This window comes from Arthrobacter sp. TMN-50, assembly GCF_054511125.1.
On sequence record NZ_JBTNDG010000004.1, the window covers coordinates 120,553 to 135,141 of the forward strand.

Here is a 14,589-nt window from a genome sequence, read left to right on the forward strand (position 1 = left end):
ACGTGGCAAGCTTCGTTGACCGGGTGGTTCTGCATGTGTCGGGCGGTACCGGCGGTCATGGCTGCGTTTCCGTCAAGCGTGAAAAGTTCAAGCCCTTAGGAGGTCCCGACGGCGGTAACGGTGGCGACGGCGGTAGCGTGATCCTGCGCGTCGACTCGCAAACCACCACCCTCCTTGACTACCACCACGCCCCCCACCGCCACGCCACCAACGGTGGTAACGGTATGGGCGACTGGCGCGGCGGTAAACAGGGCGAAACCCTGATCCTCCCGATGCCTGACGGCACTGTGATCAAAACCAAGGACGGCGAAGTCCTCGCTGACCTCGTCGGCGAAGGCGCCGAGTTTATCGCGGCCTCAGGCGGCCAGGGCGGCCTAGGCAACTCGTCGCTGTCCTCCCAGAAACGCAAAGCACCTGGGTTCGCGCTCCTGGGCATCCCCGGTGACGCCCGGGACATCGTCCTGGAGCTGAAGTCAATCGCGGACATCGCCCTCGTCGGGTTCCCGTCCGCTGGAAAATCCAGTCTCGTCGCCGCGATGTCGGCGGCACGCCCCAAGATTGCCGACTACCCGTTCACCACGCTGGTACCCAACCTTGGCGTCGTCGAATCCGGTGACGTCCGGTACACCATAGCCGACGTGCCGGGGCTCATTGAAGGCGCCAGCGAAGGCAAGGGTCTGGGCCACAACTTCCTGCGCCACGTCGAGCGCTGCGCCGCACTGGTGCATGTCCTGGACTGCGCCACACTGGAGTCCGACCGGAACCCGCTGAACGATCTCGACATCATTGAGCGCGAACTGGAAAAGTATGCGGTGGATATGAGCTTCGCCGGACCCGACGGCGACGTCGTTCCCCTGAACCAGCGGCCCAAGTTGATTGCCCTGAACAAGGTTGACGTGCCCGACGGCAAGGACATGGCCTCCTTTATCCGTCCCGAGCTTGAGGCCCGCGGCTACCGCGTGTTCGAGGTGTCAGCCTCCAGCCATGAAGGGCTGCGGCAGCTCGGCTTCGCGATGGGTGAGATTGTCACCGCAGCCCGCGCAGCGCTGAAGGCCGCGCCACCGAAGGTCACCCCGCCGATCCTTCGGCCCCGCGCCGTCAACTCTCGCGGTTTCATCATCCGCAACGAGGAAAAAAACCTCCTGCCGCTATTCCGGATCATCGGCGAGAAGCCGGAGCGCTGGGTCAAGCAGACCGATTTCAACAACGATGAGGCAGTTGGCTACTTGGCCGACCGGCTCGCGAAACTCGGCGTCGAGGAACAGCTCTTCAAGAGCGGCGCCAAGCCAGGGGACACCGTGGTCATTGGTGAGGGCGACGGCGTCGTCTTCGACTGGGAGCCGACCATGATGGGTGGCGCCGAACTGCTCGCGTCACCGCGTGGCACCGACCTCCGCCTGGCCGAGTTTGTGCGACCGACCCGCGACGAAAAGCGCGAGGACCACCAGGAGCGCAAGGACGCCCGGGCGGCGGCGCGCCTCGATCTGGAAACTGAGCGCAAAGCCGGGATCTGGACCGAGTCGGTCAACTACAAGACTCGTACGTCGCCCGGAACCACCTTGGAGACGTCGCAGGCCGTCCCCGAGGATGAGCCGACACCCGCCGATCAGCAGCAGAACGACGAACCAGCGCCGGCGCGGGATAGCGAAGAAACCGGACGCTGAGGTGAAGACGACGGTAAAGCGCGCCCTGAAAACCCGGTCAGGCCTCGCGAAAGCGAAGCGGATTGTGGTCAAGGTGGGCTCGTCGTCGCTCACGTCCATTTCCGGCGGCCTCTCCGAGGAAGCGCTGGTGGGCCTTTCCGACGTGCTTGCTGCTCGCCGGAACGAAGGCACCGAAATCATCCTGGTCTCCAGCGGTGCCATCGCTGCCGGGCTGGCCCCACTCGGTCTGACGCGACGGCCGAATCAGCTGTCATCCCAGCAGGCTGCCGCTAGCGTGGGCCAGGGCCTGCTGATGGCTAGATATACGGCCGCTTTCGGTGCGCACGGAGTCACCGTGAGCCAGGTACTGCTCACGGCGGAGGACCTGATTCGGCGGGGCCATTACGCAAACGCGCACCGGGCCATGGAGCGGCTACTGAACTTCGGTGTCGTCCCCATTGTGAACGAAAACGACACGGTAGCCAGCCACGAGATCAGGTTCGGCGATAACGACCGGCTGGCCGCGCTCGTGGCGCACCTGGTGAAAGCCGACGCTTTGGTGCTGTTATCCGACGTCGACTCCCTCTACGACGGCCCCCCGAAGGACGGCGCCCAGCGGATTCCCGAGGTTCGCGGGCCTCAGGACCTCGAGGGCGTTGAGATCGGACGTACGGGCAAGGCGGGTATCGGTACCGGTGGCATGGTCACCAAGGTGGAGGCGGCAACGATCGCTGCCAGCTCGGGGATCCCCGCCCTGGTCACCTCAACCGAGAATGCCGCGGCGGCGCTGGCAGGGGACGACGTCGGGACCTGGTTCAGCACCAGTGGCCGTCGGCAGCCGATCAGGCTTTTATGGCTTGCCCACCTCGCCGACATCCGGGGTACCCTCACCCTCGACGACGGGGCGGCCAAAGCCGTCGGGGAGCGCAGACGCTCACTGCTGCCTGCAGGCATCATCTCGGTCGGCGGCGACTTCGAAGCCGGCGATCCGGTGGCCATGGTGGACACCGCCGGGAGCGTCGTCGCCCACGGCCTGGTCAACTACAGCTCCTTCGAACTGCCCAGGATGCTGGGCCGGACTACCCGCGAACTGTCCAGGGAGCTCGGGCGCGAGTACGAGCGTTCAGTGGTCCACGTGAACGACCTTGTGGTGCTTCGTTAGACTAGTCGCATGACATCAGTGACCGAACAGCAGACCGATGTAACAGCCGCTGTCCACGCAATTGCCGACCGTTCGCGCACAGCGGCGCGGCTGGTGGCCGCGGCCAACCGGGCGTCCAAAGACGGGGCGCTGCTTGCTATCGGTGAGGACCTTGTGGCGAACGGCTCGGAGGTTCTCGCGGCCAACGCACTTGACGTTGAAGCGGGACGGGTCAACGGCACCTCGACAGCGTTGCTGGACCGGCTGAGCCTCACGGAGGATCGGATTGCTGGTCTCGCGGACGCACTCCGGAATCTTGCTGGACTGCCCGATCCAGTGGGCTCACTGGAGCGGGGGCAGACCCTGCCCAACGGGGTCCGGATGCGCCAGGTCCATGTGCCGCTCGGCGTCGTCGCCGCCATCTATGAGGCGCGGCCCAACGTGACCGTCGACATTGCCGGTCTGGCCCTGAAGAGCGGCAACGCGGTGATCCTGCGCGGCGGAAGCGCCGCGGCCCACACCAACTCAGCGTTAGTGGACCTGATCCGGGACGCCTTGGTCCGTTCGGGCCTTCCTGCGGATGCTGTGCAGAGCGTCGACCAGTACGGACGCGAGGGCGCGAATGTGCTGATGACGGCACGCGGCCGTGTGGATGTCCTCATTCCCCGTGGTGGCCGTGACCTGATCCAGACGGTCGTCACCCAATCCTCCGTGCCAGTGATTGAGACCGGTGAGGGCAACGTGCACATCTTCATCGACCAGAGTGCCGATCCAGCGATGGCCGTTGACATTCTGCTGAACGCCAAGACCCAGCGGCCCAGCGTCTGTAACACCGTCGAAACCCTCCTTCTACACCGCGACGCCAGTGCTACCGTGGACGTCTTGAAGGCCTTGACCGATGCCGGGGTGCGCCTCCACGCCGACCAGCAGACCCTGGACAGCCTGCCCGACGGCGTCGAAGGGGATCTTGCCACTGATGACGATTGGTCCCGCGAATACATGGACCTCGATCTTGCGGTAGCCACGGTGGATTCATTGGACGAGGCCATCGACCATATCCGGCAGTGGACGTCAGGTCACACCGAAGCGATTATTACCAACCATTTAGGCAATGCGGAGCGGTTCATCGCCAGCATCGACTCAGCGGCGGTGATTGTCAACGCCTCAACCCGTTTCACCGACGGCGCCGAGTTGGGCCTGGGTGCCGAGGTTGGGATCTCCACCCAGAAAATGCATGCCCGCGGTCCGATGGGGCTGCGTGAGCTGACCACCACCAAATGGATCCTTCAGGGCGACGGCCAGGTCCGGGCTTAGGGCCAGGCTGCGATGCGCGTAACATAGTAGGGAACCTAATCGCCGGTTGGTGTTGACCGGCTAGCCAGTACCTTAGATCTCAAGGGGAGAATTTATGCTATCTCAGCTTCTCACTGCCACGCTCATCGCCAGCGAGACCGGCGGGGAACACGCGGTCGTCGAACTGCCGATGGACCCGGTGCTGTACGGGATAATTATCATGAGTGCCCTGATAGGCCTGATGTTCGTCACACTGGCCTTCTCCAGCCTCGGCAACCGCCACGAAGCCGTCGAGGAGCATGCCGATCCCCACAAGCAGCACCCCAACAAGCACGATCACGGCGAATCTTCACACCGTTAAAGGCGGCAGTGGGGAAGGACCTAAGTAACGCGACGTGAATCCAGCTGACAGGGCCCACCCGGACGGGAGTCCGTGGCGTTTGGGGGTCATGGGTGGAACCTTCGACCCTATCCACCACGGCCACCTGGTCGCCGCGAGTGAAGTCGCGGCGGTGTTCGACCTCGATGAAGTAGTGTTCGTTCCGACCGGACAACCGTGGCAGAAGGCAGAACGCGAGGTTAGTACCGCCGAACACCGGTACCTGATGACTGTGGTGGCAACGGCGTCCAACCCGAGTTTTACGGTCAGCCGGGTAGATATTGACCGGCCAGGCCCTACCTACACGATCGATACGCTCCGGGACCTCAAGGCGGAACGGCCCGAGGCTGAGCTGTTCTTCATCACCGGTGCCGACGCTATGGCCCAGATCCTGTCCTGGAAGAATGCTGATGAGCTGTGGTCCCTGGCCCACTTCATCGGAGTCACCCGCCCGGGCCACGAACTCGATGGGCGCGGCAGGGATGTGAGCCTCCTGGAGGTTCCGGCGATGGCCATCTCGTCGACAGACTGTCGTCGACGGGTCGCTGTCGGTGATCCCGTCTGGTATCTGGTACCCGACGGGGTGGTGCAGTACATCGCCAAGCACGGGCTGTACCGTGCCGAGGGCGGGCACACCCGGCCAAACGGGCGGCACGGTTTACACGACATGGAATCTACTACTGGGTGAGAAAGCAATGAGTAACAGCAACGAATCCCCGCACAGCCGGAAGTCTCTTCGGCATACCCGCGGGACGAATGCTGACGATCTGGCGCCCGCGTCCCAAACCAGCGACGAGGCGCGCACCGGGCAGCTGCCGGCAGAGCAGCCGGCCGTCGGCCACACGCCTTCTGTGCGGCGCAGCCGCCGCGCCGCGGACGTCCCGGTGGATGCCCAGTCCACCCGCCCCGGCGAACGGGTTTCCCAGACCAGGGCGAGGGACCGTGAAGCGCTCCGTGCATACCGCGCTTTGGCCGAACAACGCCCGGGTTCGGAGCAGACAGTTGAGCCGTCGCGTCGCCAACGCCGCATCCAGCAGGTCAACACCGCAACTCGAAGCCATCCGACGCTGACGCGTACCCCGAATGCCGGGCCTGAAGCGGAGGTGGACCGCCCGGCTGCCGGGCTGGGACCGGTGCGTGAGGGCGGCAGACGGGACCGTCGTCGTCGGTCAGACGAGCCAGCTACCGAGCCGGCTGCGGCACCAACTAATCAACCACCCGCGCCCGACGTTGACCAGATGAGCGTCACGCAGGCACCAGCCGCCCGGCAGGCCATTGTTGATGAGGCACAGATGCAAGTGGCCAGGATGGAATCCTCCCTGCCTGATGATCCGTTCACTGTCGACCTGGAAATCCTGGCGCAGCAGAAAGCACTGGCTGAGCGCGCCGCGGTGCTTAACAGTCGTGCGCAAAAAATGCAGCAGCTCTCGCAGGCCAATAAGCAGCGAAAGCCGAACGCGAACGATCCCACCACGGCTCACAACCTCTCGATCGTTTCGCCGAAGGAATTTATTCGCGTCCCGGGACCGACGGTGCCGGCTGAGCCAACGCCGAATGCTGTATCAGCGGCGGCAGTTCCAATCGGAGCCCGCACTGCGCACGGGCTTGAACCTCTCGATGCCATGACGGCGGGGCTGGCGCGGGTCAAGCGCCTGCAGCTAGTGCAATATTCCATTGTCAGTCTGGGCGCCTTGGCGCTGATTACCGGAATCATGATGATTGCCGGTGTATTCAATTGAACATGATGACTGACCACACACAAGGAGATCAGTGAGCGCTAACGAAACGTCCATCGCGATTGCCCGGGCTGCTGCACATGCAGCATCGGAGAAAATCGGTCAGGACATTGTGGCTATAGATGTCAGCGAACGGCTGGCCATTACCGACGTCTTCCTGGTTGCCTCGGCTTCCAGCGAACGGCAGGTCAACTCGATTGTGGACGGCATCGAAGAGGAGCTGTCCAAGCAGGGCCTGAAGCCTGTCCGGCGTGAAGGACGCAGCGAGGGACGGTGGGTCTTGCTGGATTACCTCGACGTTGTGATTCACGTCCAGCACGAGGAAGACCGCGTCTTTTACGCACTGGAAAGGCTTTGGGGCGACTGTCCGGTCATCGACCTACAGCTCGAAACCACGCCTGCCCCAGCCGACGCCGCTTCTGCCGAGTGAGGTTTGCCGCCGTCGACTCAGCTGGCGTGCGAAGGATCATTTTCTGGCGGCATGGGCGGACCGATTGGAATGCGCGTGGCTTGTTCCAGGGCCAGGAAGACATTCCGCTGGATGAGATCGGGAGGCAGCAGGCACAGGAGGCTGCCGCGGAGCTGGCACATCTTGCTCCGGCGCGCCTCCTCTCCTCGGATCTGGCTCGTGCAGCTGACACCGCAACCGAGTTAGCGTCGTTGACGGGGCTGTCGGTGCACTGTGATGCTCGGGTACGCGAAACCGATGCGGGGAGGTGGCAGGGCCTGTCCTTTGCGGATATCGCTGCGCGCTTCCCGGATGATCAGACGGCTTGGCGCAATGGTGATCCAGAGGTGCGCGCAGGCGGGGGAGAGAGCCGCGTTACCGTGGGCCGGCGGATGGCGGAGGGTACGCTTGACGCCGTCTCCGGCCTTGCTGCCGGGCAGACATTGGTGGTGGCGAGTCATGGGGGCGCGATTCGGGCTGGTCTCGCTGCACTGATGGGGTTGCCTCCTCAGTTGTGGTCTTCGCTGTCGGGTGTTTCCAACTGTCATTGGTCGGTTCTTGAGGAGTTGGATAGTGGCGCCAATGGTCCGAGCAAGTGGCAGTTGACCGAACACAACGTGGGTCTGGCGTCGATGCCTTCCACTCCGGTGGAGGGCTAGATCCCGGTCCCGAGTCGTTTGGATCCGGCCGATTTTGCAGGGGGCGGAATGTTGACTAAACTAAACAAGTTGCTCCGGCCGGTTCGGCGGGGTGACACCAAGGAATTGGGGCTATGGCGCAGCTGGTAGCGCACCTGCATGGCATGCAGGGGGTCAGGGGTTCGAATCCCCTTAGCTCCACCAATAATCCGCTGGAACAACTGAAACATCAGTCGTTCCAGCGGATTTTTTTAACCCGCTACCTCCAGCCGGGCCCTCCCTACGAGGTCGCCCCTTAGCTGATACGCGAGAACCGGTACATGAAGACCGCCATCGCGTCGCGGTTCACCGGGGTCAGCGCGCGGTAGGTCTTCGTGCCGTTGGGGCCATTCCAGCCGGTGCTGATCCCCCTCTTCGCCAGCCATGCCATTTCCTTGTAGAACTGCTGGGTGGTGGACACATCGGCGAAGGGGGAGGTGGTTGGGGGAGTGAAGGCTGGGCTTCCGGCCATGCGGTACATGAAGACCGCCATCGCGTCGCGGTTCACCGGGGTCAGTGCGCGGTAGGTCTTCGTGCCGTTGGGGCCATTCCAGCCGGTGCTGATCCCGCTCTTCGCCAGCCATGCCATTTCCTTGTAGAACTGCTGGGTGGTGGACACGTCGGCGAAGGGGGAGGTGGTTGGGGGAGTGAAGGCTGGGCTTCCGGCCATGCGGTACATGAAGGCTGCCATCGCGTCGCGGTTGACCGTGGTCAGGGGCCGGTAGGTTCTGGTGCCATCAGATTCACGCCAGCCGGTGCTGATACCTTCCGCAGCCATCCACGACATTTCGTCCTGGAACTGCATGGTCGCTGGGACATCCCTGAATGGCCGCGGTATAGGTTGGGTTTGTGTCGAGGTGGTGGCGACCGTGGTGTACCCGGGACGGGTGCCGGTGATCTGGACGCTGAGACGCGTGCTGATGTCGTCGCCGGTCGGCCGGTAGGCGGGGGTGGTCGCACCGCTGATCGCGCTCCCATTGCGCAACCACTGGAAGGAGAAGGTGGTGCCCGAACCCCAGACGCCCGGCTCGGCAACCAGCGACGACCCCACGGCGGCTGCGCCGCTAATCACCGGTCGGGTCGGCTGGAGCACGCCGGGCACAACTGCTGCAGTTGCCGCCGAGGTGCGCTCGGTCGGCGGGACCGAAGTGCCGGAACCGGTGACGCGAATCTTGAGGGTCCGGTTCAGATCGGCCGCGCCTGGCGTGTAGGTGGGTGCGCTGGCACCCGTGATCGGCGAGCCGTTACGCAACCACTGGTACGTCAGCTGCACGGGGGCCGGTTTCCACTCACCGGGCGTTGCGGTAAGGGTCTTGCCCACCTGGGGGGTGCCCTGGATAGTCGGGACTGGGGTGACGACGTCGTCGGCCGAGTTGGTTACCGCGGCGGTCTGTTGGGAGGTGCGGATGGCCGAGTTGTAGCCCGGCTTGGTGCCGGTGACCCGCACGCTGAGCTTCGCTCCGGTATCACCGGCGGCGACGGTGTATTTTGCCTGCGTCGCACCCGGGATCGGCGTGCCACCGCGCAGCCACTGGTAGGCCAGGGAAACGGGGGCCGGTCCCCAGACTCCGGCGGAGGCGCTGAGGACGCCGCCGACCCGTGCCTGTCCCGTCACCATCGGGGTAGCACTGGCAAGATCCGGGATGGCCGGGGCAACTGACGCCACCGCTGCCGCGGCGTCCACCAATCCCGTGCCGCACCCACCGGTATAGCACGACCCCGGCAAGGGGCGTACTGTCGCTTTGAGTTGCGCCTCAACCTGGGCCGCAGTGAGCGCCGGATTAGCCGCCAGCATGAGAGCTGCGGCACCCGCCACATGCGGGGTCGCCATGGACGTTCCCTGCTTGTAGCCATAGCCTTCGGCTGCCGGGGCGTAAACGCCGTTGTTCACCGTCGAGAGAATGGCACTGGCAAGGCCCGTGGACGCGTCGCCACCCGGCGCGCTCACATCAACCTCCGGACCGTAGTTCGAGTAGTTGGCCTGGTTGCCTTCACGGCCGGTGGCCCCCACCACAATCACGTTGTCGCAGTTCGCTGGCGACGTGAATTGGACGAGTGAACGGGCGTTGCCGGCGGCCGCCACCACGACGACATTCCGGCTGACTGCATAGTTGATGGCGGCCTGGAACGATGGTCCGCAGGCTCCATCGCCACCGAGACTCAGGTTGATCACCTTCGCTGGCGTGGGGTTCACTGGAACGCCCGATACGGCACCGCCCGCTGCCCACAGGGTGGCAGCGGCGACATCACTGGTGTAGCCGCCGCAAGCCCCCAGCGCGCGGATGGCCTGGATCTTCGCGCCGAAGGCCACCCCGGCGATGCCCTCGGCATTGTTGGCGAGGGCGCCAATCGTCCCGGCCACATGTGTTCCGTGCCAGGAAGAGGGCTCCGACTCACACCAGTCGCCTTCGTCGGCCGGATCGGGATCGCGGCCGTCGCTGTCGCCGGCGATTTCCGGACTGGAGATGAAGTCATAGCCGGCAACCAGATTCCCGGCTAAGTCGCTATGCGCAGTGATTCCGCTGTCGATCACCGCTACGGTCACCCCCTCTCCGGTGGAACGTGGCCAGGCCGCGTCAACCCGCATCCCGCCCCGGCCCTCGAACAGGTTCCATTGTGACCCGTAGAGCGAATCGTTCGGAGCCACCGCCGTCGGCCGCAAAAACACATCAACCTCGGCGTACTCGACGTCGTCCCGGGCTTCGAGGACAGCGACGACGTCATCGGCCTGGGCCTCGGTCAGCTCACCGGCCGCTTCAACCACCGTGGCGCCGTCGACTGTTGAACCAATCTCTTCGACGGGGATTCCAAGGCTCCTCGCGGTGTCCTCGTAGGCAGTATCACGTTCCGCGGTGCTGGCGCGGGACCGGTCCGCGAACTTCACGATAAAGCGATCGGCGGGCTCGTTGGCGAGCCCCGATTCGGCGACCGTTGCCTCCTGCACGGCATCCAGCCCGGGAAGCTGCGGCCCCGCGGTGGCGGGCAGAACGGTCACGTAACTGATCAGTAGTGCGGCAACCGATGCCGAAGCAACTGTTCCGAGCTGCAGGGGCCTGAATATCATTGAACGTTCCTTGAGACCGGGTCGGGTTGTCACCGGCAGGTATGCCATTGGCCAATCCGACAGTGATAGACGCGCGTGCGCCAGTGGTGCACAAAAAGACCTTGGCATCCCCAATCGGCATCATACAGGGGATCCTGCCAGCCATTATCCCCAGCGTTCCACGGTGGTCGCCCGAGGAATCAGCACGGGTTTGAGGAGCACCGACTCGGCACTCTCGCCGTTAATCCGCCGCTGCAGGGCCTCGAAACTGAGCCGCCCCATGTCGGTGAGGGCAGAGCGGATGGAGGTCAGTGGAACCGGCAGGTTGGCCGCGATGTCGACGTCGTTGTAGCCGACGATCGCCACGTCTTCCCGGAGTCGTTTGCCCACAGCGCGGATGGCACCCATGGCGCCGACGGCAGTCAGGTCGTCAACGGCGAAGATGGCCGACGGCGGCATGGGGAGCTGCATCAGTTGATCTCCCGCTATCCGTCCTGCCCGTGTGCCGAAGCCGGTATTCACCATGTAGTGGTCCTCGACCGGGAATCCGGCCGCGTCGAAGGCGCTCCGGAAACCCTGACTTCGCTGCAACCCGGTGCTGGCCAGAAGGTCGCCAGCGATCACTCCTACACGTTTGTGTCCCAGGGACAGCAGATGCTCTGCCGCAAGGCGTCCGCCCAGATGATCATCGGTGGTCACCGACAAATGACCCTCGAGTTTGCGCATGACCAGGACGTAGGGGACGCCGCGCTGCTGGAGCTCAAAAGCAGCGGTGTCACCGATATGGGAATCGCCGATGATGACGCCGTCCAGCCGGCGGGAGAGCAACGCGTCGAGTCTGGCCCTGCGACGCAGCGGATCATCGAGGGTGTTCGACACCACGGTGGTGTAGCCAGCGGTGCCAGCCGCAGCGTCGATACTCTCGTAGATCGTGGCCAGCACCAGGTCGGTCAGCCGGGGAACAAGAACCCCGATGAGCCGGGAGCTTCCGGTGCGCAGGCCCGCCGCTCCGACATCCCGGCGATACCCGAGTATGGCGGCGAGCTCACGGACCCGCCGTACCGTGTCAGTTCCAACCCCGGCGGGATCCTCGCTGAGCGCCCGCGACACGGTGGACACGTGAACCTGGGCGTGCCGGGCCACCGTTGCCAGGGTGACTGGCTTTGGGCGTTCCGATCCCGTGTGCTCAGCGATAACGGCACTCCTTCCGAACCTTTAGCGCAGTCTAAGGCACCGCCCCGCTCGTCGCGCAATGGTTTGCGCTCAATCCCGGCGCGGAGAAGTTAATTCGGCTGAAACCTTGACGAAATGCGTCATGGGTAGTGTGATGAAGACCATATTCGAACGAATGTTATGCATCTTTACGCGGTTCCGCAATCGTTTGCACAGCATGCAGGCACCCCCGACGAAAGACCATCATGGTAACTACAAGTCCCACCGCCGAGACAGCCGAACGGGTTGGAACTGGCATCACAGAGCTCGCGGACTATCGCGATGCCTCGCGCCCGGGCTGGACCCGTGACGTCTTCAGTGAGGCCTACCGCGAGTCCCGGCAATGGACCGTTCAGCGGATGAGCGACGCCGGGCTTGAGGTCCGCACCGACAGCGCAGGCAACATCGTAGGGCGGCTACCCGGTACCAACCCCAACGCGCCAGCACTGGTTACCGGGTCCCACACTGACACGGTCGACGGCGGCGGCCGATTCGACGGGATCGTCGGCGTACTCGGCGCCATCGATGCGGTGCAGCAGCTGCGTCAGAGCGACACCGCCCTGACCCGAGACCTCCTGGTGGTGGACTTTTTCGGTGAGGAATCCAACCCGTTCGGTCTGAGCTGTCTCGGCAGCCGGGCCGCGGCTGGCGAGCTCACCACCTGGGATCTGGACCGCACGGATTACCGCGGAGTGACCCTCGGCCAGAGCTACGCGGACTTCGGGCTTGACCCGGCGTCGGCCCTTTCCTCCCGGTGGGCCCGCTCCACCGGGCTCCATGCCTTTCTGGAGTTGCATATCGAACAGGGACCCACGCTCGAACAGCGAGGGTTGCCGCTGGGAATCGTCACGGGCATCGCTGGCATCCAACGACTTCTCGCGGTCTTCACCGGCTCACCCGACCACGCCGGGACCCGCCCGATGACCGACCGCGCGGACGCGATGGTCGCGGCAGCCGAGGCGGTGCTCGCCGTCCGCCGGGAGGGATGTGGCGCACCCAGCCACGGGGTTGCCACCACCACGCGCGTTGAATCCGAGTCCCGCTCGCCCAACGTGGTGCCATCGCTGGTCAGGATGACCAGCGAGATCCGCAGCGTCGACGCCGAATGGCTCTCCGGTGTGAAGGGGCGCCTGGCACAGGAGATCCTAAGTCAGGCTCACCAGCACGGCGTCGACGTCGACTTCACCTGGTCCACCGACAACGAGGTGGTGCAGACCCACCCAGGCGTCCACGACACCGCCGCCCGGGTCGCCGATACCCTCGGCATTCCATGGATGCCGGTGCCTAGCGGTGCAACTCACGATGCCGTCCACATGGCCACACTCGCGCCGATGGGAATGATCTTCATCCCCTCCGCCGCAGGGAAAAGCCATTGTCCCGAGGAATGGACAGACTTCACCGACGTCGCCACTGGCGTCACAGCGCTCGCGCACACCCTGATCGCCCTCGATCAGGCAGATCTGACCCGTCACTCAGTCCCACTGGAGCAGCCATGAAAACCGTAGTCATCCCCGGAGGATCTACCGATATCCTCGCCATCGCCAACATCCCGATCCTCTGGGTCCTGGCTATTGGCGTGTTCGGCGCTATTATCCTCCAATCAGTGATCTATATGCGTGCCGCGCAAAAGGCCGGTCCGTCGGCGGGCATCTCACAGGCAGAGTTGAAGACCTCCTTCCGTGCTGGTGCAGTAGCAGCGGTTGGTCCCTCTCTCGCAGTTGTTCTTGTCAGCATTGCCCTGCTCACGCTCTTCGGCACTCCAGCAGTGCTGGTCCGGATTGGGCTGGTCGGTTCGGCAGCCACAGAATCAGCTTCGGCATCCCTGGCTGCCGCCACCATGGGGGCGACTCTCGGTGGACCCGATTACAGCCAGGCAGTGTTCGTCGTCGCCTTCATGGCCATGAGCATGTCGGGTGCCATGTGGATGATCGCCACCCTGGTGCTCACTCCGCTGCTGAAGCGGGGCGACTCCAAACTGCGCCACGTCAACCCGGCTCTGATGGCGATCGTTCCAGCGGCGGCCCTGATTGGCGCCTTCGCCAGCCTGGGGATTGCCGAACTGGGGAAAACCCCGGTGCACATCATCACCGTGATCGTCTCAGCCCTGGTGATGGGTGTTTGCCTTATCCTCGCCAAAACCCTTTCCGCCGCCTGGCTTCGTGAGTGGGGCCTAGGGATTGCCATCCTGGTGGGTCTCGCCGTCGCCTACTTCGCCCACACCGCTGGCCTCGCTCCCGCAGCAGCCTGAGCAGCAACCTCTACAACGAAAGGAAAAACGCCATGACTTTTACTGCCACTGCTGAACAGACCGCGGCCGTCGACCAGTTTGACCGCACGACCTCCCGCTGGGGACGCATCACCATGATCTTCGCGTTGGTGCTGTCCCTCGCCGCGCCGCTCTACCTAGTTCTCTTCACAGACCTCGGCATTACCCCGAGCATGATCTGGACGGCCTTCTTCGCCGTCGCTGCTGCCTTCTTCGTCCTGTGGATCGTTGAACCCATCACCTACTATCCGGTGCTCGGCCCGGCGGCCATGTACCAGGCGTTCATGATTGGCAACATCGCCAACAAACTGCTGCCCTCGGCCCTCGTCGCCCAGGCCACTGTTGGGGCGAAAGCAGGAACCAAGCGGGGCGAGTTTTCAGCCCTGATGGCGATCTGTGGGGCAGCCATGATTCACGTGTTCTCGATGCTCCTATTCGTGGGTGTCCTCGGTACCTGGCTGGTAAGTATCATTCCCACCGACATCGTCGACGTCGCCCGGCTCTATATCTTCCCCAGCATTATCGGCGCCGTCCTAGTGCAGCTCATCGTCACCATGAAGCAACCCCGCGTGACAGTGATCGCCGTTGTGGTGGCCGCCGTCGTCCTGTTCATCCTGGTGCCCGCCGTCCCGGCACTGGCCAAACCAGCCACCGGTATTGTGGTCCTGCTGACCGCGGTGCTCGCCTGGTTCCTCAGGTCGAAGAGCACCCAACCCCTGGCGGCTCACGACCAGCCCGAAGCCTGATCCAG

The 14,589-nt window shown here is 64.2% G+C and carries 13 protein-coding genes and 1 tRNA gene; 12 read left to right on the forward strand and 2 right to left on the reverse strand.

What is annotated here, in order from left to right; translation table 11 throughout:
- Positions 1-2: 2 nt before the first annotated feature.
- The 9 genes from obgE (at position 3) to ACX80A_RS07990 (ending at position 7,482) form a co-directional block, all read left to right on the forward strand.
- Entirely contained in the window at positions 3-1,664 is a 1,662-nt protein-coding gene (gene obgE / locus ACX80A_RS07950; protein WP_459259159.1) for a GTPase ObgE, read from the forward strand.
- A gap of 1 nt (position 1,665) precedes the next feature.
- Positions 1,666-2,805, forward strand: a complete 1,140-nt coding sequence (gene proB / locus ACX80A_RS07955; RefSeq protein WP_459259161.1) for a glutamate 5-kinase — start codon at positions 1,666-1,668, stop codon at positions 2,803-2,805.
- A 9-nt stretch (positions 2,806-2,814) separates the two neighbouring features.
- Positions 2,815-4,098 carry a glutamate-5-semialdehyde dehydrogenase gene (locus ACX80A_RS07960; protein ID WP_459259162.1) on the forward strand — a complete coding sequence of 428 codons (1,284 nt, stop codon included), beginning with the start codon at positions 2,815-2,817 and terminating at the stop codon, positions 4,096-4,098.
- Positions 4,099-4,192: 94 nt separating this feature from the next.
- Positions 4,193-4,438: a hypothetical protein gene (locus tag ACX80A_RS07965; protein WP_459259164.1), complete on the forward strand. Its 246-nt coding sequence runs from the start codon at positions 4,193-4,195 to the stop codon at positions 4,436-4,438.
- Positions 4,439-4,472: 34 nt separating this feature from the next.
- Positions 4,473-5,144 (forward strand): nicotinate-nucleotide adenylyltransferase, encoded by a 672-nt coding sequence (gene nadD / locus ACX80A_RS07970; RefSeq protein WP_459259165.1) that lies wholly within the window; start codon positions 4,473-4,475, stop codon positions 5,142-5,144.
- Positions 5,145-5,151: 7 nt separating this feature from the next.
- On the forward strand, positions 5,152-6,195 hold the full coding sequence (locus tag ACX80A_RS07975) for a hypothetical protein (protein WP_459259166.1): 1,044 nt from the start codon (positions 5,152-5,154) through the stop codon (positions 6,193-6,195).
- 31 nt (positions 6,196-6,226) lie between these two features.
- Entirely contained in the window at positions 6,227-6,622 is a 396-nt protein-coding gene (rsfS, locus tag ACX80A_RS07980) for a ribosome silencing factor (RefSeq protein WP_459259167.1), read from the forward strand.
- 26 nt (positions 6,623-6,648) lie between these two features.
- Complete coding sequence (locus ACX80A_RS07985) at positions 6,649-7,299, forward strand: histidine phosphatase family protein (RefSeq protein WP_459259168.1); 651 nt, start codon at positions 6,649-6,651, stop codon at positions 7,297-7,299.
- Positions 7,300-7,406: 107 nt separating this feature from the next.
- Positions 7,407-7,482 (forward strand) — tRNA-Ala (locus ACX80A_RS07990).
- Between the two features lie 91 nt (positions 7,483-7,573).
- On the opposite strand, the gene ACX80A_RS07995 is transcribed toward ACX80A_RS07990, so the two are convergent.
- Entirely contained in the window at positions 7,574-10,381 is a 2,808-nt protein-coding gene (locus ACX80A_RS07995) for a S8 family serine peptidase (protein WP_459259169.1), read from the reverse strand.
- 144 nt (positions 10,382-10,525) lie between these two features.
- On the reverse strand, positions 10,526-11,503 hold the full coding sequence (locus tag ACX80A_RS08000) for a LacI family DNA-binding transcriptional regulator (protein WP_459259170.1): 978 nt from the start codon (positions 11,501-11,503) through the stop codon (positions 10,526-10,528).
- Between the two features lie 275 nt (positions 11,504-11,778).
- On the opposite strand from ACX80A_RS08000, the gene ACX80A_RS08005 reads away from it, so the two are divergent.
- From ACX80A_RS08005 to ACX80A_RS08015, 3 genes are read left to right on the forward strand one after another with little or no spacing between them, the layout of a single operon-like run.
- Positions 11,779-13,068 (forward strand): M20 family metallo-hydrolase, encoded by a 1,290-nt coding sequence (locus ACX80A_RS08005; protein ID WP_459259172.1) that lies wholly within the window; start codon positions 11,779-11,781, stop codon positions 13,066-13,068.
- On the forward strand, positions 13,065-13,820 hold the full coding sequence (locus ACX80A_RS08010; RefSeq protein ID WP_459259174.1) for a DUF5058 family protein: 756 nt from the start codon (positions 13,065-13,067) through the stop codon (positions 13,818-13,820). Before ACX80A_RS08005 ends, ACX80A_RS08010 begins: the two co-directional genes overlap by 4 nt.
- A gap of 32 nt (positions 13,821-13,852) precedes the next feature.
- Positions 13,853-14,584 carry a hypothetical protein gene (locus ACX80A_RS08015; protein ID WP_459259176.1) on the forward strand — a complete coding sequence of 244 codons (732 nt, stop codon included), beginning with the start codon at positions 13,853-13,855 and terminating at the stop codon, positions 14,582-14,584.
- The last annotated feature ends 5 nt before the right edge of the window (positions 14,585-14,589 follow it).